The 19,829-nt window shown below is 65.0% G+C and carries 18 protein-coding genes and 1 tRNA gene; 5 read left to right on the top strand and 14 right to left on the bottom strand.

Going from position 1 to position 19,829, the window contains the following annotated elements; all coding sequences use genetic code 11:
- Positions 1-143: 143 nt before the first annotated feature.
- Genes ampD through ccsA form a run of 5 tightly spaced genes read right to left on the bottom strand, consistent with a single transcriptional unit; the run spans position 144 to position 4,911 of the window.
- Positions 144-731: a 1,6-anhydro-N-acetylmuramyl-L-alanine amidase AmpD gene (ampD, locus tag PSV26_RS10035; RefSeq protein ID WP_300570267.1), complete on the bottom strand. Its 588-nt coding sequence runs from the start codon at positions 729-731 to the stop codon at positions 144-146.
- Positions 718-2,136, bottom strand: coding sequence for a sigma-54 dependent transcriptional regulator (locus PSV26_RS10030; protein WP_300570265.1), 1,419 nt, complete (start codon positions 2,134-2,136; stop codon positions 718-720). Before PSV26_RS10030 ends, ampD begins: the two co-directional genes overlap by 14 nt.
- Positions 2,133-3,878, bottom strand: a complete 1,746-nt coding sequence (locus tag PSV26_RS10025; protein ID WP_300570262.1) for an ATP-binding protein — start codon at positions 3,876-3,878, stop codon at positions 2,133-2,135. The genes PSV26_RS10030 and PSV26_RS10025 overlap by 4 nt, the downstream gene beginning before the upstream one ends.
- Entirely contained in the window at positions 3,878-4,114 is a 237-nt protein-coding gene (locus PSV26_RS10020; protein ID WP_300518084.1) for a PP0621 family protein, read from the bottom strand. The genes PSV26_RS10025 and PSV26_RS10020 overlap by 1 nt, the downstream gene beginning before the upstream one ends.
- Positions 4,111-4,911, bottom strand: a complete 801-nt coding sequence (gene ccsA, locus PSV26_RS10015; RefSeq protein WP_300518087.1) for a cytochrome c biogenesis protein CcsA — start codon at positions 4,909-4,911, stop codon at positions 4,111-4,113. The genes PSV26_RS10020 and ccsA overlap by 4 nt, the downstream gene beginning before the upstream one ends.
- Before the next feature lie 76 nt (positions 4,912-4,987).
- Here ccsA and ffh point away from each other — a divergent pair, with 76 nt between their 5' ends.
- Complete coding sequence (gene ffh / locus PSV26_RS10010; RefSeq protein WP_300518090.1) at positions 4,988-6,346, top strand: signal recognition particle protein; 1,359 nt, start codon at positions 4,988-4,990, stop codon at positions 6,344-6,346.
- A gap of 105 nt (positions 6,347-6,451) precedes the next feature.
- Here ffh and mdoH read toward each other — a convergent pair whose 3' ends face one another.
- The 9 genes from mdoH to PSV26_RS09965 all read right to left on the bottom strand — a co-directional run bounded on the left by mdoH (position 6,452) and on the right by PSV26_RS09965 (position 16,532).
- The gene (gene mdoH / locus PSV26_RS10005; RefSeq protein WP_300570259.1) at positions 6,452-8,431 is read right to left on the bottom strand and encodes a glucans biosynthesis glucosyltransferase MdoH; all 1,980 of its coding nucleotides are present in this window, start codon (positions 8,429-8,431) and stop codon (positions 6,452-6,454) included.
- Positions 8,407-9,984 carry a glucan biosynthesis protein G gene (locus PSV26_RS10000; protein ID WP_300570256.1) on the bottom strand — a complete coding sequence of 526 codons (1,578 nt, stop codon included), beginning with the start codon at positions 9,982-9,984 and terminating at the stop codon, positions 8,407-8,409. Before PSV26_RS10000 ends, mdoH begins: the two co-directional genes overlap by 25 nt.
- Positions 9,985-10,144: 160 nt before the next feature.
- The gene (locus PSV26_RS09995) at positions 10,145-11,566 is read right to left on the bottom strand and encodes a sigma 54-interacting transcriptional regulator (protein ID WP_300518097.1); all 1,422 of its coding nucleotides are present in this window, start codon (positions 11,564-11,566) and stop codon (positions 10,145-10,147) included.
- Positions 11,563-12,192: a hypothetical protein gene (locus tag PSV26_RS09990; RefSeq protein WP_300518099.1), complete on the bottom strand. Its 630-nt coding sequence runs from the start codon at positions 12,190-12,192 to the stop codon at positions 11,563-11,565. The genes PSV26_RS09995 and PSV26_RS09990 overlap by 4 nt, the downstream gene beginning before the upstream one ends.
- Positions 12,176-13,597 (bottom strand): ATP-binding protein, encoded by a 1,422-nt coding sequence (locus PSV26_RS09985; protein WP_300518101.1) that lies wholly within the window; start codon positions 13,595-13,597, stop codon positions 12,176-12,178. Before PSV26_RS09985 ends, PSV26_RS09990 begins: the two co-directional genes overlap by 17 nt.
- 36 nt (positions 13,598-13,633) lie before the next feature.
- On the bottom strand, positions 13,634-14,980 hold the full coding sequence (gene miaB, locus PSV26_RS09980) for a tRNA (N6-isopentenyl adenosine(37)-C2)-methylthiotransferase MiaB (protein WP_300570253.1): 1,347 nt from the start codon (positions 14,978-14,980) through the stop codon (positions 13,634-13,636).
- A gap of 95 nt (positions 14,981-15,075) precedes the next feature.
- A complete protein-coding gene (locus PSV26_RS09975; RefSeq protein ID WP_300518105.1) occupies positions 15,076-15,546 on the bottom strand; it encodes a hypothetical protein in 471 nt (156 codons plus the stop codon).
- A gap of 69 nt (positions 15,547-15,615) precedes the next feature.
- A tRNA-Met gene (locus PSV26_RS09970) sits at positions 15,616-15,692 on the bottom strand.
- A 63-nt stretch (positions 15,693-15,755) separates the two neighbouring features.
- Positions 15,756-16,532 carry an enoyl-CoA hydratase gene (locus tag PSV26_RS09965; protein WP_300570250.1) on the bottom strand — a complete coding sequence of 259 codons (777 nt, stop codon included), beginning with the start codon at positions 16,530-16,532 and terminating at the stop codon, positions 15,756-15,758.
- Between the two features lie 133 nt (positions 16,533-16,665).
- On the opposite strand from PSV26_RS09965, the gene PSV26_RS09960 reads away from it, so the two are divergent.
- From PSV26_RS09960 to PSV26_RS09945, 4 genes are all read left to right on the top strand, one after another.
- Positions 16,666-17,481 (top strand): enoyl-CoA hydratase-related protein, encoded by an 816-nt coding sequence (locus tag PSV26_RS09960; protein WP_300570247.1) that lies wholly within the window; start codon positions 16,666-16,668, stop codon positions 17,479-17,481.
- A complete protein-coding gene (paaI, locus tag PSV26_RS09955) occupies positions 17,482-17,928 on the top strand; it encodes a hydroxyphenylacetyl-CoA thioesterase PaaI (protein WP_300570244.1) in 447 nt (148 codons plus the stop codon).
- Entirely contained in the window at positions 17,925-19,217 is a 1,293-nt protein-coding gene (gene paaK, locus PSV26_RS09950) for a phenylacetate--CoA ligase PaaK (RefSeq protein WP_300570241.1), read from the top strand. Before paaI ends, paaK begins: the two co-directional genes overlap by 4 nt.
- A 94-nt stretch (positions 19,218-19,311) precedes the next feature.
- The gene (locus PSV26_RS09945) at positions 19,312-19,827 is read left to right on the top strand and encodes a hypothetical protein (RefSeq protein WP_300570238.1); all 516 of its coding nucleotides are present in this window, start codon (positions 19,312-19,314) and stop codon (positions 19,825-19,827) included.
- Positions 19,828-19,829: the final 2 nt, after the last annotated feature.

Here is a 19,829-nt window from a genome sequence, read left to right as displayed (position 1 = left end):
GGGTCCTCATGGGCGCCTCGAAGCCGGGCATCGATCGGCCGGGTACGTGCCGATCACGTGTTCATGCGCCTTGCAGGGCGATCGGTGATTCCGGTGACCGCGGATGTAAAGGGAAGGCGCCCAAGCCGGAACCGCCGGGGCCGTCAGGGGGTTGCGGGAAAACACTTAGGCGGCAAGCCCAGCGAATCCTGCAATCGGGGCCAGTCGAAGCCGGGTCCCGGGTCCTGCTTGCGGCCGGGTGCAATGTGTTCGTGGCCGGCCAGGTGCGTGATCGGGTAATGACACATCAGCGCCGCGCAGACGCTGGCCAGGGTTTCGTACTGGGCGGGTTCGAACAGCCCGCCTTCCAGGCCTTCGAGTTCGATGCCAACCGAGTCGTCATTGCAGTTGCTTTTGCCCCGGTAGCCGGACTCGCCGGCATGCCAGGCGCGCGCATCGCAGCTGACAAACTGCCAGAGTTGCCCGGACCGGGTGATGAAAAAATGGGAAGACACCTGCAAACCGCGCATCGACTGAAAATAGGGATGGGCGTCCCAGTCCAGCTGGTTGGTGAACAGGCGTTGCACCTGGCCATTGTCGAATTCACCCGGGGGCAGACTGATGGAGTGGATGACGATCAGGTCGATGCAGGCCGACGCAGGCCGCTGACCGAAGTTCGGCGAAGCCTGCGCCCGGGCATAGCGGTACCAGCCGTCCTGCCACAGCGCGGACTCCGCCTCAGGAGGGCTCATCTGCCGCTTCATCGCCCTGAGGCGTCACGATGTTCAGGCGGGCGATCCGGTAACGGATCTGGCGCAGGCTGATGCCCAGTTTGGCGGCCGCCGCCGTGCGGTTGAAACCTGTTTCCTGCAGGACCTTGCACAGGATGTTGCGCTCCTGTGCGTCGAGAAAGTCCTGCAGGTTTTCCGGAACGGCGACATATTCGGCCGGTGGCGACTCGAGATGCAGGTCGCCGCCTTCGCCGAGGGCCATCGCCCGGTGCAAGATATTTTCGAGTTCCCTGACGTTGCCGTGGAAGGGGAGTTGCTGCAAGGTGGCCAGGATCTGACCGGAGAGGTCCGGCATGTGAAAGCCCGACTCCCGGCAAATTCTTCCGAGCAGGTCCTGACACAGGGCGGGCAAGTCCTCGCGTCGCTCACGCAGCGGCGGGACGCTGATTTCGATGACGTTGAGCCGGTAGTACAAGTCCTGGCGGAACGTGCCTGCCGCCACTGCGGCGGCCAGATCCTTGTGGGTGGCACTGACAATACGCACATCCACCGTGTCTTCCTGTGTGGACCCCAGCGGGCGGACGACCCGCTCCTGGATGGCACGCAGCAGCTTGGACTGCATGGCCAGCGGCAGGTCGCCAATCTCGTCAAGAAAAAGGGTGCCGCCTTTGGCCGACTGGAAATATCCGGGCCTGTCTTGTGTTGAGCCCGTGTAGGCGCCTTTGCGGGCCCCGAAAAACTCGGCCTCCAGCAGGTTTTCAGGTATGGCGCCGCAGTTGACGGCGACAAAGGGGCCTGTTGCGCGGTGGCTGCAGTCGTGCACGGCCCGCGCCACCAGCTCCTTGCCGGTGCCGGACTCGCCCTGGATCAGCACCGGTGCCATGCTGCTGGCGACCTTCACGATGCGGGCCTTGACCGCCTGCATCACGGCCGATTCGCCGACCAGGCGTTGCAGTGTCAGTGTTGCATCCGCGGGCCGGGCAGCCCTGGATGCAGCCGGTCCGTCCTCGCTGCCGGGCCTGCTGCGCTCCTGGACGGCCGTGGTGTTTGCCGGGCCCTGGATGGCTGACGCCACCACGCCGCGAAACTGCTTGAGGTCCACCGGCTTGGTCAGGTAGTCAAACGCGCCCGCCTTGAGTGCTTCGACTGCATTTTCAGCCGAGCCGTGGGCGGTGATGACCACGCAGCGTTCGGGACGCTGTTGGGTGACCATCTCCCGCAGCAGTTCCAGGCCCAGCCCGTCGGGCAGGCGCATGTCGGTGATCACGGCATCAAAGCGCTTTTGCTGCAGTTGGACCCGCGCTTGCGCCAGGTCGGCAGCGGCTTCGACCCGGTAGCCTTCGCGCAGCAGCGTCAGCTCGTAGAGGGTGCGCAGGTCGGGCTCATCGTCAATCACCAGAATGTGCGCTTGTGTCGGGAGAGTCATGGGGTTTTCCGGATGTCAGACCACATTGTGTCAAAACCCGTCGGAGACAAAGCCGGCTCGACCACGGCGGGCCGGAAGAGGACAAAAAACTCGTTGCCTTCCACGGAGTTGCGGACGACCCGCTGGTAACCTATGAGCGCGCCGTGGCGTTCGCAGAGCTCCCTGCATATATACAGTCCCAGCCCGCTGGAGCGGCTCTCCGATGAGAAAAACGGCTCGAACAGATGCGACTGCACGGTTTTTTCGAGCGGTTGGCCGTCGCTCCATACCGACAGCCGCGGTTGCCCGGCGGCGGTGGTTTCGGTGATGACCTGTATTGCACCATCAACGGTGCTGGCATAACGCAGGGCGTTGTCCAGCAGGTTGATGATCAGGCGCCGAAGGTGCTCGCCCTCGAACAGTACCGCAACCCGGTCGGCTCCCGCAAGCAGTTGCAGCCGTTTGCCCGATGCCGTTTGCTGTGTCCAGTCCGAGCAGATGCGTCGCAGCATGTCATCGAGCGGCAGTGCGCTGGTCTGCACCTGGGGACCCTGCTCCTGAACGCGCGAGATGTTGAGGATTTCCTCAACAATCCTGGCAAGCCGCTGCGCGTTTTGCCGGACCATGCCTGTGAGCTGTCGCTGCCCGGCGTCCTGCAGGTCTTCTTCCAGCAGGGCATTGGCTTGCGTGATGGCCGCCAGTGGGTTCCTGATTTCATGGGCGACCGCGGCCGACATGCGCCCCATGGCCGCCATTTTTTCGGTGCGCACCCTGGCTTCCATTTCCCGCAGGTCTTCCAGGAACATCACGCACAGACTCTCGTGCGAGCCGTCGCGCGAGGCGGCCAGCCGGGTGCGCACCTGCAGGCGACGGGCATGGCGTGAGGGATGCTCCAGGCTCACGTCGGACTGCTGCGGGCTGCGTTTCTCAAACGTCCGCTGTGCCAGCGCCGCCAGTGGTTGCCAGGCCGTCTTGGCAGCCAGCACAAAGGGGGCGGCGCGCGCCGCATCCTCGATGGCCAGCAAACGCAGGGACGCGGGGTTGGCCGCGCGCACCGTGCCGCCTGTATCGATCACCAGAACCCCATCGACCAGCGTGTCGATGACCAGTTCATTGACCTGGGTCTGGATGAGCGCGGCCGACTGGCTGCGTTCGGCCCGCTTCTGTTCCCGCGACAGGCGCAGGGCCAGCTGGTTGGCGAGCAGGGCGATGATGAAAAAACCGGACCCGCTCAGACCGGCCTGCAGAAAGCGCGCCGCGGCGTCGCCCGGCAATTGCAGGGAGGCCCACCAGGCATCGGCCAGCAGCAGCAGCGCCACGCTGGCGGCGGTCCCAAGGGCCAGCAGGATGGGGCCCAGCACGGAAGCCAGCAGCACAGGTAACGCGAACAGAGCCGTGTAGTTGATCGCCCCTGACTGCAGGAAATTGAGGGCCGAAAATGCCAGCACGTCCAGGCCGACCGTGGAGAGCCACTGGGCATCGAAGGTGCTGCCCGGTGGTTTCGGATGGGCCCAGACACGGATGGCGAGCGCCGCAATAAAGTAGGCGACGCACAGCGCGATCATGGCCTTGCCGACGGGCTGGCCCAGGGCATAGATGGAGGCCTGCAGGGCAAGCAGCACGGTGGCCAGCGTCACGCGGGCCGCCATGAATGCCCGCCACAGCCGGCCGAAGGACTCGCTGCCGGCGTCCGATTCCCAGGCGCCGGATTTCTCTACCGGCCCAAACCAGGAATTCCCGGAGTCCGGAGCCGCCTTGGCCATCAGCCCTCGGCTTGGCGACGATGCGCGTCGCTGCAGTAAAACCCGTTTCCGCCGGGCAGTGCGTCGGAACGGGGCAGGTGCACGGCGCAGACGGCGCAGGCAACCACTTCCGTAGGCGGGTGGCCGGACCGGCCGGCTGTCGGCGCGGGTGGCTTGTCCTGCCGTTCGGCGCGCCGGTTGCTGCGCCAGAGCCAGAGGACCACCAGCACCAGGACGATCACCAACAGGTATTTCATACGCGCTTCAAAATGACTTCAAGGACAAAACGCGAGCCCACATATCCGAGCAGCAGCAGGCCTGAGCCCAGATACAGCACCCGCACCGCCTGCCGCCCGCGCCAGCCCAGGCGTGCCCGGCCGACCAGCAGACCGGCAAAAGTGATCCAGGCCAGCACCGAAAAAATGGTCTTGTGGTTCCATTGTCCGGCCAGGCCCGGGCCGTACAGGGTTTCGGCAAACAGCCAGCCGACCAGCAGCGTGGCGGTCAACAGCACAAAACCGGCCTGCACAAAACGAAAGGTCAGCCTTTCCAGGGTCAGCAGGGGCACGCCGGTGTCGGGTTGGGTGGCAGAGCGGATCGAGCGTTCGGAGCGGTTCATCAGCCAGCCATGAATCACGGCGGCGGCAAACAGGCCGTAGGAGGCAATGCCCAGTGCCCAGTGCAAGGGCAGCCAGGGCGATGCAATCACGTGGTAGCTGGTGCCGGGAAACACCAGCGCCAGCAGGACGGCGGCGCTGCCCAGGCCAGCCAGCGTCCAGCGTGCCTTGAGCTGAGGAAACAGCCGGCTTTCCACCGCGTACACGCTCAGGACCAGCCAGACGGTCATGGACAGGGCGGGCGCAAACCCGAAACGTGGCGGTTCCCCAAGCAGTCCCTCGGCCAGGGCGAGCGCGTGCAGCAGCCACGCCAGCAGCAGCACGCCGCGCGTCGTGGTTTCGCTCAAACGCGCGCTGGCGAGCGCCAGGATGGCATAGGCCAGCGCTGCGCCTATGGCCGCGGCCAGACCCCACCAGGCGCTCAAAGTTAAAATCATGGCTACAGTTTAGCTTCTGCGCCAGACGCCTGGTCCTTCTTTCACTTCCTTTCCGCTCCAGTTGTGGAGCTTATTCATGGCCTCTGCCCTCACTGACAAACTCTCCCGCCTCGTCCAGGAAATGCGCGGCCAGGCCCGCATCACGGAATCCAATGTGCAGGACATGTTGCGCGAGGTGCGCATGGCTCTGCTCGAAGCCGACGTGGCCCTGCCCGTGGTGCGCGACTTCATTGCCCGCGTCAAGGAAAAGGCGCTGGGCCAGGAAGTCATGGCTTCGCTGTCGCCGGGCCAGGTGCTGGTCAGCATTGTCAACCGCGAGCTGGCCGCCACCATGGGCGAGGGCGTCAGCGACATCAACCTGGCGGCCCAGCCGCCGGCGGTGATCCTCATGGCCGGTCTGCAGGGTGCGGGCAAGACCACGACCACCGCCAAGCTGGCCAAGCACCTGATCGAAAAACGCAAGAAGAAGGTGCTGACGGTGTCGGGTGACGTGTACCGTCCGGCGGCCATCGAGCAGCTCAAGACCGTGACAAAGCAGGCCGGTGCCGAATGGTTTCCCAGCACGGCAGACCAGAAGCCGGTGGACATCGCGCTGGCCGCACTGGACTACGCGCGCAAACATTTCTTTGATGTGCTGCTGGTCGACACCGCCGGCCGCCTGGCGATCGACGAAGCGTTGATGGCCGAGATCAAGGCGCTGCATGCGGCGCTGAACCCGGTCGAAACCCTGTTTGTTGTGGATGCCATGCAGGGCCAGGACGCCATCAACACGGCCAAGGCCTTCAAGGAAGCGCTGCCGCTGACCGGCATCATCCTGACCAAGACCGACGGCGACTCGCGCGGCGGCGCGGCGCTCAGCGTGCGGCAGATCACCGGCGCGCCGATCAAGTTCTCGGGAACCAGTGAAAAAATCGACGGGCTGGAAGTCTTCGATGCCCAGCGCCACGCCGGCCGCATTCTCGGCATGGGTGACATCGTCGCGCTGGTCGAGCAGGTCACCGCTGGCGTGGACATGGCGGCGGCGCAAAAACTCGCCGCCAAGATGAAGTCCGGCAGCGGTTTTGACCTCAACGACTTTTTGAGCCAGCTGCAGCAGATGAAAAGCATGGGCGGGCTGTCCAGCCTGCTCGACAAGCTGCCGGCGCAGATGGCGGCCAAGGCCGGCCAGGTCGACATGGACAAGGCCGAAAAAGACGTCCGCCGCAAGGAAGGCATCATTCAGAGCATGACGCCGCTCGAGCGCCGCAAGCCCGAACTCATCAAGGCCACGCGCAAACGCCGCATTGCCGCAGGCTCAGGCGTGCAGGTTCAGGAGGTCAACCGCCTGCTCAATGAGTTCGAGCAGATGCAGACCATGATGAAGAAGATGAAGGGCGGCGGCATGATGAAAATGATGAAACGCATGGGCGGCATGAAGGGCATGCCGAAGTTCTGATCCCCTTGGCCTTCACATGAAAAATGGCGCCATTTCCTTGTCCGGTGGGCGCAAACAGCTATTGAATTTATAGCGGTCGAGCGTTGTTGGCCGGCCTGCCCGAATTCACGCCGCTTGCAGCCGCGGCCGCGCCCGCGGGCTGGCATGCAGCCAGGCGCGGCGCAGCACCGCCGGTGACCGGGTCTCTTCAGGAATCAGCAAGTAGTGGTGCGCACGCATGGCCGTGCCGAAGCCAACCTGGCTGGTCAACACCGTCATCGGGATGGCCAGCAGCAGCGGCATGCCCACGGGCAGCAGCCAGACCAGCGCGCTGGCGTCAATCAGCGTGATGCCGGCGGCGAGCAGCACAATCACGGCGCTCATGGGCGCGAGTTGTTGCAACGCGATGCGCCACGGCACCGCCGCGGCTTCGCGCGGTGGCGATTTCCACTCCAGCTTGAGCCCGGTCAGCGCGACCAGCACAAACAGCGAGTGCGCGAGCATGCGGATCGGCGCCTGCAGCAGGGCCACCAGGGTTTCCAGCAGCGCGCTGCGCAGCAGGCTGACGGTGCCGCCGTAGGCCTGCTGCTGGCGCTTGATCAGCACGGCTGCAATGCCCAGGAGACGCGGCAAAAACAGCATCGACAAGGTCCAGGCCCACAAGGTCAGGAGTTCGCCGGGCAGCCTGACCCAGTCGCTGACCATGGGCGTGCCGGAGAGCCATAGTGCTGTTCCCAGCGTCAGGAAAGAAAGCCACAAGGGTGCCGACAGATAGGCCATGGCGCCCGTGCCGAACATCGAGCGGTGCACCGGATGGATGCCGGGCTCGGCAATCAGGCGCGAGTTCTGCAGGTTGCCCTGACACCAGCGGCGATCGCGCTGAAGTTCGGCCAGCAGGTCGGGCGGCTGTTGTTCGTAGCTGCCCACCAGATCGGCGACCAGCCAGACGTGGTAACCGGCGCGGCGCATCAACGCGGCTTCGACAAAGTCGTGCGACATGATGCTGCCCGACATGCCGCCCGAGCCCTTGATACGCGCCAGCGCGCAGTGCTGCATGAAAGGCTCGATCCGGATGATGGCGTTGTGGCCCCAGTAGTGCGACTCGCCCATCTGCCAGAACTGCATGCCCAGCGTGAACAGGCGACCCGTGACGCGGGAGGCGAATTGCTGCGCCCGGGCGTGCAGGGTGACATGGCCGATGGCCTGGGTGGCGGTCTGGATGATGCCGGCGCTCGGGTTGGCTTGCATCAGCTTGACCATGGCCACCAGGCAGTCACCGCTCATCACGCTGTCGGCGTCAAGCACCACCATGTAGCGGTAGTCCTTGCCCCAGCGGCGGCAGAAATCGGCCACGTTGCCGGCCTTGCGGTCGGTGCGGCGCTTGCGCAGGCGGTAGTAGACCTCGACGTGGGGCTGGTCGGGCTGGGCGGCCAGCTGGGTGCGCAGGTCTTCCCAGGCGGCGCGTTCGGCCTTCTGGGTGGCCGGGTCGCTGGTGTCTGACAGCACAAACACGTCGAAGGCTTTCACCTGGCCGGTCGCCGCGACTGATTCACAGGTGGCGCGCAGGCCCGCGAACACGGTGCGCACATCCTCGTTGCAGATCGGCATGATGATGGCCGTCCGGGTGCCGGCGTCCAGGGCATGGTGCTGGACATGTCTGGCCGACAGGGCATGTTTGTCGCCGCGAATCGTCACGTAAAACCCCATCATGGCCGTCATGAAACCGGTGACCACCCAGGCGGACAGCAGCGCAAACAGCACGAGTTGGCCGTACTGCAGCCAGGCGCTGTCGTAGTCGGGCTGCATGTCGGCGAACAGGCTGGTGGCGAGGACCGTGCTGAGTACCGTCAGCATCACAAAGACGGCCCTGCGCCGCGCGGCAGCTTGTTGCCAGGGCTGGCGCTTCTGTACCTCCTGCAGCGGCAGAGGGCGGCTGGCGGGCGGACGTGTCAGCCCCAGCGCGGCCGTGCAAAGGCTGCTCCAGAAGCCGCGCCAGGGGCGCGGCGCCATGGAGCCGCGACGTACCGGCGGCGCGGTGACCGAATTCGGATGGCGTTCTTCGCGCAGCAGGCTGCGGGGCGTCAGGGTGTGATCAGGTTGGTCCATGTTTCGGTCAGTGTGTGAGTGTCATGTTGGAGAAAGGCGCGCAGCTCGATGGGTTGGGCGTTCTGGTTGGCGGGGGTGTCCAGGCGCTGCACGCGCAGGCTCATGCGCCAGGTGCCGGTGGCGGGGTTGCGGTAAGCGATGCTTTCAACGACGCGGGCGTTGCTGCTGGCCGTGGTGATCGCCTCCACTCTGGCGCCCTCCGGAAGCGCATCCAGGGCCGGCCCGGCAAAGTCGATGACAAACTGTGTCTGCTGGGCCAGGGCCTCGGCGTTGAGCTTGCTGTAGCCGGTGCCGCGGCGCGACTGGGTCACCCAGCCGTTGGGCGGGCGCTGCTGGCTGGTGCCTTGCCAGCCAATCCGCCACGCGAGATCAAGCGACTGGCCGGGCATCGGGGTTTTTTCCGGGACCCAATAGGCGGCCACGTTGTCATGGGTTTCGTCAGGCGTCGCAAACTGCAACAGCTCGACACGGCCGGCGCCCCAGTCGCCCAGCGGGGTCACCCAGGCGCTGGGCCGCAGCTCGTAGCGGGCTTCGGTGTCCTCGTAGTTGCTGAAGGCGCGGTCACGCTGCATCAAGCCAAAACCCTTGAGGTTTTTCATGCTGAAAGAGGTCACCAGCGGGGACGTCGGGTTCTGCAGCGGGCGCCACAGCCACTCGCCTTCGCCGGTGGCGACCATCAGGCCGTCCGAGTCGTGCACTTCAGGCCGGAAGTCGCCCGCGCGGGGCTGATTTTCACCGAAGAAAAACATGCTGGTCAGCGGCGCCACACCCAAGGTGGCCACGCGCGGACCAGCGCCTGCGCGCATGAAGATGCGGGCGTGCACTTCGGTGACCGTTTCTTCCCCTGGGCGGATGTCAAAGCGGTAGGCGCCCGTCATGCGCGCCGAATCCAGCAGGGCATACACCGTGACCTGCTTTGCACCGGGCGCTGGTTTTTCCAGCCAGAAATCGGTGAAGCGCGGAAACTCTTCCTGCTTTGCGCCGGTGGGGTCCACCGCCAGGCCGCGGGCCGACAGGCCATAACGCTGGCCGGCACCCAGGGCGCGGAAGTAGCTGGCGCCCAGAAAGGCAATCAGCTCATCCTTGTAGGCGGGCGAATTGAGCGAGGTGTGGATGCGAAATCCGGCATGGCCGATATCACCCCAGCGCGCCGGGTCCAGCTGGTTCTTGCCGTAGGTGAAGTCGTCGGCGCTGTAGCGCAGGAGCTTGTTGCCCTGGGCAGACAACTCGTGAATGTGAACCGCGTCGGTCTGCCGGCCGACATGGAAAAACTTCGCTTCGTAGGGCAACTGGTCAGCCCGCCACAAGGCCTTGTCGTCCTTGAAACGGATGTCACGCAGGCCGTCGTAGTCCAGGGCCGCCAGTTCGGCGGGAACAGCGGCACGTGGTTGCTGGTAGGGGGTTTGCGCACGTTGTTGCGCCAAGGCACCCACATCGTCCAGAGTCCAGGCATGGGCACTGGTGAGCGCCACACACAGGCCCAGCAGGGCAAAAAAGCGTGCTGGCCGCAGGTGCAGGAAAGGCGCGGTGAAGCGGGGCAAAACAGCGTGCATGGATTGACTAGGGCAAACCCTGTGCCAACCTGAAAAAGCTGTTTTAAATCAAAGGCTTGAATGGATTCCACGTGTGGATCGTGGAATCAGGCCGTGAAAGAGGCTGCTTGAACCCTGTTTTTGTCGCCTCCGGACGACAACTATCAGCCGCGTGAGGAGTTTAGTGTTTGGAATCAGGGACTTGGCCCTGTCGCTCTTCGGCGACAGGGTCAGCGGGGGAACTCACCGGGTCGGTTTTGAAGTGGCCCGGCGTGAGGCTGTGTTTTTGCAGCAGGCGGTAAAACTCGGTGCGGTTGCGGTCTGCCAGCCGCGCGGCGTCGGCCACGTTGCCGTCGGTCAGTTTGAGCAGGCCGGCCAGGTACTCGCGCTCGAAGCGCTGGCGTGCTTCGGCCAGGGTGAGCACCTGCACACTGGGCGAGCGCAGCGCGCGCTGAATCAGGGTCAGGGGGATCAAAGGTGTGCTGGCCAGCGCACACACCTGTTCGACCACGTTGTAGAGCTGGCGCACATTGCCTGGCCAGGCGGCGGTGTTCAGGGCCTTGATGGCTTCCGGTGCAAAGCCGCTCAGGCGTTTGCCGTATTTTCCGGCCAGCTTGACGAGAAAGTGATTGGCCAGCAGCGCAATGTCTTCGCGCCGTTCGGACAGGGGGGGCAGGGTCAGCGTGACCACATTGAGCCGGTAATACAGGTCGGTGCGGAACTGGCCTTCGGCCATGGCCGCATCGAGGTCCCGGTGGGTTGCCGAGAGGATGCGCACATCGACCGGGATGGACTGGCTGGACCCGAGCGGGCGGACGGTGCGCTCCTGCAGCACCCGCAGCAGCTTGACCTGCAGGGCCAGCGGCATGTCACCGATTTCATCGAGCAGCAGGGTGCCGCCTTCTGCGGCCTGGAACAGTCCTTTGTGGTTGGCCGAGGCGTCGGTGAAGGCGCCCTTGACGTGGCCAAAAAGCTCGGACTCGAGCAGGGCTTCGGGAATGGCGCCGCAATTCACCGCGATGAAGGGGCGGGCAGCCCGCGGGCTGGCCTGGTGAATCGCCTGGGCCAGCAGTTCCTTGCCGGTGCCGCTTTCGCCGCGCAACATCACGCTGGCGTCCGACTGGGCCACCATGCGCGCCTCCGCCAGGGTTTCCGCCATGCGGCTGGAGCGGCTGATGAAACCGCTTTGCCAGGCCGGCGACTCGCCGGCCGGTGCGGAGGGCACCGGGGCGCTCAGTGCCAGGGCCTGCGCGATCTTGCCCTCCAGGCCCTTGCCGTCAAATGGCTTCGTCAGGTAGGTGAACACGCCGCGTTCGGTGGCTTCCACCGCGTCGGGAATGGTGCCGTGGGCTGTCAGCAGGATCACCGGCAGCGAAGGGTGCTGGCTGCGGATCTCGTCAAACAGCGCCAGACCGTCTTTGCCGGGCAGGCGTACGTCGCTGAGTACCAGCTGCGGGCGTTCGATCTCGAGTTGGGTCAGGGCGGCTTCGGCCGAACCCACCGCGCTGACGCGGTAACCGGCCGCTGTCAGCCGCATGGTCAGCAGGCGCAACATGTCGGCGTCGTCGTCGACGACCAGCAGGTGAGACTTGGGGGCGGTCATGGTCCCGGTGGCCGGGTGCGGCCGCGTGGCGACGATGCCGGGGCCGCCGGGGGGCGGCTGCTCAGGCTGCGTTCGATTTCCTTGAGCGCGTCGAGCTTGTCCTGCGTCTGTTCGAGGCGGCGCTGCAGGTCACGCAGCTGCTGGTTCTGCCGGTCAAGCTGGTCTTCGACCCGCCGCTGTTCGGCAAAACGCGCGGCCAGCAGGCGCGCCAGGCCGTGCAGCGGCCGGGCTTCCTCGCTGTTGTTGGCCAGGGCGCGCTGCAGCAGTTCCTGGGCGCGCACCAGATCGTGGAGCTGCCGGGTCTGGCTCAGCGCGAGGGCCAGGCGCAGCTGGTCGCCCGTTGATGCGGCGTTGCCCAGCCGGGCGATTTCCTGTGCGAGTTCGGGGCCGGGCAGGCTGCGCAGCCGGTCGGCGTAGGCCAGCAGGGGCGTGACGAGGTCTGCCTCGAAAAACACGGCGTTTCCCGGTGCTGGTGGCGTTGCAGGGGGGGCCGCCGTCGTGGGCGCCGTGTCCGGCCTGGCCGGAGCTGGGGCAGGCACGGTGCAGCCGGCAGCCAGGCTGAGGGCCAGCGCCCAGGGCAGGGGGCGGCGGAAAACGGGGCCGAAGGCCTCAAGACGTGAAAGCATGGGGAAGTTCTATCCTGAAATGTGCACCCGGGCCGTCCGGCAGCAACTGCACCCGGCCCCCATGGGCAGCAATGTACTCGTGGACGATGGACAGGCCAATGCCGCTGCCACGTACCACTTGCGGCGGTTGTCGCTCGCCGCGGTAAAAGGGTTCAAAAATGCGTGCGTGGTCGTCGTAGGCGATCCCCGGACCTTCGTCGTCCATGTCGATGTGCACGACCTCGGCGAACGGGCTCAGCCGGATGCGTATCCTGCCCCCGACCGGAGAAAAGCGGATGGCGTTGGACAGCAGGTTGGCGATGGCGGTTCCCAGCTTGTCGCGGTCCACCTCGGCCTGCAGCGCCGGACCCTCGACCTGGACCTGCAGATCGCGCGCGCGCCACTGCAGGCGCTGGCCTTCCACCTGTTCTTCAATCAGCTGCAGCAGGTCGGTTTTTTCCCGGCGCAGCTGGCGGGCCTCAAACGCCGCGGCGTTGAAGCGCAGCAGGTCCTCGATCTGGCCTTGCAGCAGGCCGGTGTTGTGGCGCAGGATTTTGGCCACTTCCCGCTGGTTGGCGCTGAGTTCTCCGGCCACGCCGTCCTCCAGCAACGACACGCCCTCGCGCAGCGAAGCCAGCGGGGTTTTGAGTTCGTGCGAGACGTGACGCAAAAACCGCGACTTGTCGGCGTCCAGCTCCACCAGCCGCAGCCGCAGCCATTCCAGCCTTTGCCCGACCAGCTGCAAGTCGGCCGGACCGTCGATGCGGATGGCCTCGTCCAGGCGATTCTCGCCGAGGCCGATGATGGCTTTTTCCAGGCGGTTGAGTGGCCGTGTGAGCCAGATGCCGAACGCCAGCGCCATCAGGACCGCCAGCCCGATCGCGCCCAGCACCTGCTGTGTCAATTGCCGGCGGCGGTCTTCCAGCGTGTCGAGCAGGCTGCGGTTTTGCCTGGCAATGGTCTGCCGGACCTGCTGCGCAATCGCCGCATTGATGCGGTCCAGCTCGCGGAATTCCTGCGCGACCTGCCGGTCCCTGTCGAGCGCGGTATCGGGCGAGCCGGACAGCAGCGCGGTGACAGCGTGCAAGTGGTTCTTCCAGTCGCTGACCAGGGCAGCGGGCACATTCTGCAGGCCCAGCCGCGCCAGCACGGTTCTGGCATCGGCCGCGGCTTCGTCGAAGCGCTCGCGAAGCACACGGTCGGACAACACCAGCGACTGGCGCGCCGTGCGTTCCATTGTCACGCTGCGCTCGTTCAGGGACTGGGCGGCCGCACTGAGGTCGAGCGCGCGCACCGCGCCGTCGCGGCTTTGCATCGTGAGTTGCTCCAGCGTGAACACGGCGCGCAGCGAGGCGGCGGCCAGCAGGCCGGCAATCAGCAAGAAGGCGGCCACCAGCAGCTGGCGGAAGGAAACGCGCTCAAGCATGGGGAGGCCTTGCCGGCGGGGGCACTGCGTATGACTTCAAGCGCTCAGCGCGGGTTCTTCGTTGTGCAGCACTTCGCCGCGCAGGGAGCGTTGCGAGGCTTCGGTGATGGTCACGTCCACCATCTGGCCGATCAGGCGGGGCTGGCCCCTGAAGTTGACGACGCGGTTGCACTCGGTGCGGCCCATCAGCTCGGTGGGGTCTTTGCGCGAAGCCCCTTCGACCAGGATGCGCTGCGTCGTGCCCTGGCGGCTGGCGCTGATGGCGCGCACGCTGTCGTCGATCGCCGCTTGCAGGCGCTGCAACCGCGCGAGTTTGACCGCGTGCGGCGTCTCGTCGGGCAGGTTGGCCGCCGGCGTGCCGGGCCGCGGGCTGAAGATGAAACTGAACGAGGTGTCGTAGCCGATGTCATCGATCAGTTTCATCATCTTGCTGAAGTCGTCGTCGGTTTCGCCGGGAAAACCGACGATGAAGTCGCTGCTCATGGCCAGGTCGGGGCGGATCGCGCGCAGTTTGCGGATGGTGGATTTGTATTCCATCGCCGTGTAGCCGCGTTTCATCGCCATCAGGATGCGGTCGGAACCGTGTTGCACCGGCAGGTGCAGGTGATTGACCAGCTTGGGCAGCTTGCCATAGGCATCGATCAGGCGCTGCGTGAATTCGTTGGGGTGGCTGGTGACATAGCGGATGCGCTCGATGCCGGGAATGTCGGAGACGTATTCGAGCAGGGTCGCGAAATCGGCGATGTCGGCGGTGCCGCCCATCGGTCCGCGGTAGGCGTTGACGTTCTGTCCCAACAGCGTCACCTCTCGCACGCCCTGGTCGGCCAGCCCCGCCACTTCCACCAGCACGTCCTCGAACGGGCGCGAGACTTCCTCGCCGCGCGTGTAGGGCACGACGCAGTAGCTGCAGTATTTGGAACAGCCTTCCATGATGCTGACAAAGGCGCTGGGACCTTCCACGCGGGCCGGCGGCAGGTGGTCGAATTTTTCAATCTCGGGAAAGCTGATGTCCACTTGCGATTTGCCCAGGCTGACTCGCCGGGCCAGCAGATCGGGCAGGCGGTGCAGGGTCTGCGGCCCGAACACCACATCGACATAGGGCGCGCGTTCGATGATGGCGTCACCCTCCTGGCTGGCCACGCAGCCGCCGACACCGATCAGCACGCCCTTCTTCTTCAGGTGCTTGACGCGCCCGAGGTCGCTGAACACCTTTTCCTGCGCTTTCTCGCGCACCGAGCAGGTGTTGAACAGGATCAGGTCGGCCTCGTCCACATTGCTGGTGGGCTCGTATCCCTGGGCGGCGTGCAGCACGTCGGACATCTTGTCCGAGTCGTACTCGTTCATCTGGCAGCCGAAGGTTTTGATGAAGACTTTTTTGCTCATGAATTTGCTATCGAATTGGGAGCTACTGGCGCACGCCAGTAAAGGGCTGGAGGCCTGTTTTGTTCAAAACGGCGGGCGGGAAGGCGCGGGACCGGCTATTTGTAGCGGGGCAGCTGGTTATAGGGGGTCTTGCCGTCGTCCTGCGGTGCGGCTTCGCCCTCGAAGCTGAAGATGAAATTGCGCGTGGACAGGCCGGCGCGTTTTTCCTTGGCTTCCTCGGTGGTCAGCACCCAGACCTCGTACACCAGACCGGCACTGTCGCGGGTGTAGTTGACCAGCAACTCCTGGCCCAGCAGGGTGCCCGACAACACAAAGTTGTTGTTGGCGTTGCGTATGCGGGCACCGGGAGACAGGCGGTCGGCCTTGCCATTGAGGCTGATGTCGGGCGGTGCCCGGACCACCAGCAGGCCGCGCAGGGCAGCCTTGGGGAAATTGCGGACGCTGGGGACTTCGTCGGTCTGGGCCAGCGCCGCCGTGGCGAACAGGCTTGCCAGCGTCATCAGGACGGCGATCACAGCGGCGGGCAGGGCCAGGGACAGGGACAGGAAGTGCAGGCAGCGTTTCATGGTTTATGTCCAGAGGCTGTGAAGTAACAAAGCCCCAGAAGTTCAGACCTCTGGGGCTCCGCGAAACCGTGGTGGTGATAGGTGGACTTGAACCACCGACATCAGCATTATGAATGCTGCGCTCTAACCAACTGAGCTATATCACCGCGCGACCGATATTATAGCGGCTCTTTCACAGGCCCAATGAAAGCGCCGGTCGTCCCATTGCGCTATCGATTTTTAAAGGCGGCCTTGCGCTTGCCCACAAAAGCGTCCATGCCTTCCTTCTGGTCCTCGGTGGCAAAGGTCGCGTGGAACAGGCGCCGTTCGAACATGATGCCGTCCGCCAAGGTGCCTTCGTAGGCGCGGTTCACGGCCTCCTTGGCGGCCATCACGGCGATCTGTCCGTAGTCGCAGATCTGCAGCGCGGCGCCCAGGGCTTCCTCCATGAGCTTGTCCAGCGGTACCACACGGCTAACGAGCCCGCTGCGTTCGGCTTCCACGGCATCCATCATGCGACCTGTCAGGACCAGGTCCATGGCCTTGGCCTTGCCGACGGCGCGCGGCAGGCGCTGCGTGCCGCCCGAGCCGGGGATGATGCCCAGCTTGATCTCGGGCTGGCCGAAGCGGGCGTTGTCGGCGGCAATGATGAAGTCGCACATCATGGCCAGCTCGCAGCCGCCGCCGAGCGCAAAGCCGCTGACGGCGGCGATCACCGGCTTGCGGATGCTGCGGATCTGCTCCCAGTTGCGCGTGATGTAGTCGCCCTTGTAGACGTCGGAAAAGCTGTAGCTTGCCATCGCGCCGATGTCGGCGCCGGCCGCAAAGGCTTTTTCGCTGCCGGTCAGGATCATGCAGCCGATGTTGTCGTCCGCGTCGAAGGCCTTGAGCGCGGCGCCCAGCTCGTCCATCAGCTGGTCGTTGAGTGCATTGAGCTGTTTGGGCCGGTTCAGGGTGACGATGGCGACGCGGCCTTCGGTGCGGGTCTGGATCAATTCGTAAGTCATGGCGGGTTCCTTGTGAGGCTGAATCATGCCACGATCCTTTGGCCTGGCCGGTGCGCCACACGGTGGAAAAGCAAGGGAAAACATTAACCGACCTGACGGTCGGTTAATGCTAGATTCGAAGCAGGAGATGCTTATGACCGATGTCCCTTCCGAACCTGCCGTGCTGCTGTCCACACGGGGCGCCGTGGCGCTCGTGACGCTGAACCGGCCGCAGGCCCTGAACAGCTTTACCCGCCAGATGCACCAGCAGCTCTGGACCGCGCTGGACGCCGTGGAGGCCGATCCGTCGCTGCGTGCCCTCGTGATCACTGGCGCCGGCCGAGGTTTCTGTGCGGGTGCCGATCTGGCCGAGTTCGACTTCGAACCCGGCCCCAACCTCGTCGAACGTGCGGACCCCGGGCCCATCATCGACCAGGCCTTCAACCCGACGGTGCGGCGCCTGCAGAAGCTGCGCGTGCCGACGATTGCCGCGGTGAACGGCGTGGCCGCCGGCGCGGGCGCCTCGCTGGCCATGACCTGCGACCTGGCAATTGCCGCGCAGGGTGCCAGCTTCATCCAGGCCTTCAGCAAGATCGGCCTGGTGCCTGATGCCGGCGGCTCCTGGTTTCTGGTCAAGCGCCTGGGCCTGGCGCGGGCGCTGGGGCTGGCCATGCTGGGCGACAAGCTCAGCGCGAAGGACGCGAAAGAGTGGGGAATGATCTGGGACGTGGCGGCCGAGGGCGAAGACTGCCTGGACAAGGCCATGGCGCTGGCCGCACGCCTGGCCGTCATGCCGACCCGCGCCCTGGTGGAGACGCGGCGTCTGCTCAGCGAAGGCGCCAGCCGGGGCCTGGATGCCCAGCTGGACCAGGAGCGCGACACCCAGTCGGCGCTGGGCCGCACCCACGATTACATCGAAGGCGTGATGGCCTTCCTTGAGAAGCGCCCAGCAGCGTTCAGGGGCAACTAGATGGATGCCCAGCAACTGGCCCAGGCTGTGGGCGAATCCATGTTTGCCGCCGACCGTGCCTCACGCGACTTCATGCAGATGGAACTGGTGTCCTGCGCACCCGGCCGTGCGGTGATGCGCATGGCTGTGCGTGAGCCCATGCTCAACGGCCACAAGATCTGCCATGGCGGACTGATTTTCACGCTGGCCGACTCGACCTTTGCCTTTGCCTGCAACAGCTACAACAAGGTCGCGGTGGCGGCGGGCTGCAGCATCGAGTTTCTCAAGCCCGGCCAGCTCGGTGACGTGCTGACCTGTGAAGGGGTGGAGCAGACGCTGCAGGGCCGGCACGGCATTTATGACATGAAGGTCAGCAACCAGCGCGGTGAGATCATTGCGATGTTCCGCGGGAAAAGTGCGCAGATTGCAGGTGCTGTCATCCCGGTGGCCGGTGTGGAGGCCGCATGAAAAATTTTCCGCTCGAACCGATTGAAAAGGCCAGTCTCGACGAACTGCGCGCCCTGCAGCTCAAGCGCCTGCAGTCCACGTTGCAGCATGCGTACCGGCATTCGCCGGTCTACAAGGCCAAGTTCGTTGCCGCTGGTGTGCATCCGGACGATTGCAAGTCGCTGGCTGACCTGGCGAAGTTTCCCTTCACCACCAAACACGACCTGCGCGCCAGTTATCCCTTCGGCATGTTCGCGGTGCCGCGCGAGCAGTGTGTGCGCATCCATGCCTCCAGCGGCACCACCGGCAAACCGACGGTGGTGGCCTATACAAAAAATGACGTGGACATGTGGGCCGGCTGTGTCGCCCGCAGCATACGCGCGGCAGGGGCCCGTCCGGGCGATCTGGTGCACATCAGCTACGGCTATGGCCTGTTCACGGGCGGGCTGGGCGCGCATTATGGCGCTGAAAAGCTGGGTCTGACCGTCGTTCCCTTCGGCGGCGGGCAGACCGAGCGCCAGGTGCAGCTGATCACCGATTTCAAGCCCGACATCATCATGGTGACGCCCAGCTACATGCTGGCAATTGCCGACGAGTTTGAAAAGCAGGGGCTGTCCCCCACCGACGCCAGCCTGCGTACCGGCATCTTCGGTGCCGAACCCTGGACCAACGACATGCGCCTTGCGATTGAGCAACGCATGGGCATCGATGCGGTGGACATCTATGGCCTGAGCGAGGTCATCGGCCCGGGCGTGGCCAGCGAGTGTGTAGAAACCAAGGACGGCCCGACCATCTGGGAAGACCATTTTTACCCCGAGATCATCGACCCCGTCAGCGGCGAGCTGTTGCCCGACGGCGAGATCGGCGAGCTGGTGTTTACCAGCCTGAGCAAGGAAGCGCTGCCCATCATCCGTTACCGCACACGCGACCTCACGCGCCTGCTGCCGGGCACGGCCCGCAGCATGCGCCGCATGGAAAAAATCACCGGCCGCAGCGACGACATGATGATCGTGCGCGGCGTCAACGTGTTTCCGACGCAGATCGAGGAGCTAATTCTCAAACGCCATGAGCTTGCACCGCATTACCAGTGCATTCTGACCCGTGAAGGCAATATGGACTGCCTGCGCGTGGCGGTGGAGACCCGTCCCGGACTGGCCCCCGACAGCGCGTCTGCGCAGGCCGCCGCCCGTATGCTGCAGCATGAGATCAAGGCCTACATTGGCACCAGTGTGGATATCGAGTTGCGCGCGGAGGGCGGCGTGGAGCGTAGTCTGGGCAAGGCCAAACGGGTGCTGGATCGCCGGCACTGAACTTTGCTGCTTCCCTTTTTCGGGGTAAGCACCCACTCGACGTTGCGCTTTTTTGGTTTTAGACTGGCCCGCCAAAAGGTTTCAGGAGGTTGCCATGCCGGACAAGCAAGTGATCTATCACAAGACGCAGAAGGGGACGGAAGCGATTGCGAACCGGCAATCAGGCCTGCCCCCCCGGTTGCGTTCCCTGTTGATCATGGTTGACGGCAAAAGAACCCATGCCGAACTGGCCACCATGGCGTCGGCGCTGGGTGATCCCGGGCGGCTTTCAGAACTCGAAGCCGAGGGTCTGGTAGCGCCGGCGGGGATCGAAGAAAAAACCATGCCGGCCGCGCTGGAGTCGGCAGGTGTCCCGCAGCAGCCCGCTGCGACGGCATCCGCGCAGCGCGCGGCCAACCTGGCGCAGGCGCAGCGTTTTTCCTCGCATTTGCTGGAGCACCTGCTGGGCCCGTTGGCCGAGCCGCTGTGCATCAAGATCGAGAGCGCGCGCGACCTGGCCGATTTTGTCGCCTTGATCAAGCGAGCCCGTGAGGTTGTTCGCGAGATCAAGGGCAGCGCCGAAGCCGAGCGTTTTGTGGCCCAGATTGAGGCGCAGATGCCTGAAGGCTGAGT

It is taken from the genome of Polaromonas sp., from assembly GCF_029945685.1.
In the GTDB taxonomy this organism is placed as follows: Bacteria; Pseudomonadota; Gammaproteobacteria; order Burkholderiales; family Burkholderiaceae_C; genus Polaromonas.
Note: the sequence above shows the minus strand (reverse complement) of the source record. Positions and strands in the feature narration are given on the sequence as shown.

Bases quoted from the DNA above. Each gene is read 5' to 3' on its own strand.
- ampD (WP_300570267.1), bottom strand. From the start codon at position 731: ATGAGCCCTCCTGAGGCGGAGTCCGCGCTGTGGCAGGACGGCTGGTAC.
- PSV26_RS10030 (WP_300570265.1), bottom strand. From the start codon at position 2,136: ATGACTCTCCCGACACAAGCGCACATTCTGGTGATTGACGATGAGCCC.
- PSV26_RS10025 (WP_300570262.1), bottom strand. From the start codon at position 3,878: ATGGCCAAGGCGGCTCCGGACTCCGGGAATTCCTGGTTTGGGCCGGTA.
- PSV26_RS10020 (WP_300518084.1), bottom strand. From the start codon at position 4,114: ATGAAATACCTGTTGGTGATCGTCCTGGTGCTGGTGGTCCTCTGGCTC.
- ccsA (WP_300518087.1), bottom strand. From the start codon at position 4,911: ATGATTTTAACTTTGAGCGCCTGGTGGGGTCTGGCCGCGGCCATAGGC.
- ffh (WP_300518090.1), top strand. From the start codon at position 4,988: ATGGCCTCTGCCCTCACTGACAAACTCTCCCGCCTCGTCCAGGAAATG.
- mdoH (WP_300570259.1), bottom strand. From the start codon at position 8,431: ATGGACCAACCTGATCACACCCTGACGCCCCGCAGCCTGCTGCGCGAA.
- PSV26_RS10000 (WP_300570256.1), bottom strand. From the start codon at position 9,984: ATGCACGCTGTTTTGCCCCGCTTCACCGCGCCTTTCCTGCACCTGCGG.
- PSV26_RS09995 (WP_300518097.1), bottom strand. From the start codon at position 11,566: ATGACCGCCCCCAAGTCTCACCTGCTGGTCGTCGACGACGACGCCGAC.
- PSV26_RS09990 (WP_300518099.1), bottom strand. From the start codon at position 12,192: ATGCTTTCACGTCTTGAGGCCTTCGGCCCCGTTTTCCGCCGCCCCCTG.
- PSV26_RS09985 (WP_300518101.1), bottom strand. From the start codon at position 13,597: ATGCTTGAGCGCGTTTCCTTCCGCCAGCTGCTGGTGGCCGCCTTCTTG.
- miaB (WP_300570253.1), bottom strand. From the start codon at position 14,980: ATGAGCAAAAAAGTCTTCATCAAAACCTTCGGCTGCCAGATGAACGAG.
- PSV26_RS09975 (WP_300518105.1), bottom strand. From the start codon at position 15,546: ATGAAACGCTGCCTGCACTTCCTGTCCCTGTCCCTGGCCCTGCCCGCC.
- PSV26_RS09965 (WP_300570250.1), bottom strand. From the start codon at position 16,532: ATGACTTACGAATTGATCCAGACCCGCACCGAAGGCCGCGTCGCCATC.
- PSV26_RS09960 (WP_300570247.1), top strand. From the start codon at position 16,666: ATGACCGATGTCCCTTCCGAACCTGCCGTGCTGCTGTCCACACGGGGC.
- paaI (WP_300570244.1), top strand. From the start codon at position 17,482: ATGGATGCCCAGCAACTGGCCCAGGCTGTGGGCGAATCCATGTTTGCC.
- paaK (WP_300570241.1), top strand. From the start codon at position 17,925: ATGAAAAATTTTCCGCTCGAACCGATTGAAAAGGCCAGTCTCGACGAA.
- PSV26_RS09945 (WP_300570238.1), top strand. From the start codon at position 19,312: ATGCCGGACAAGCAAGTGATCTATCACAAGACGCAGAAGGGGACGGAA.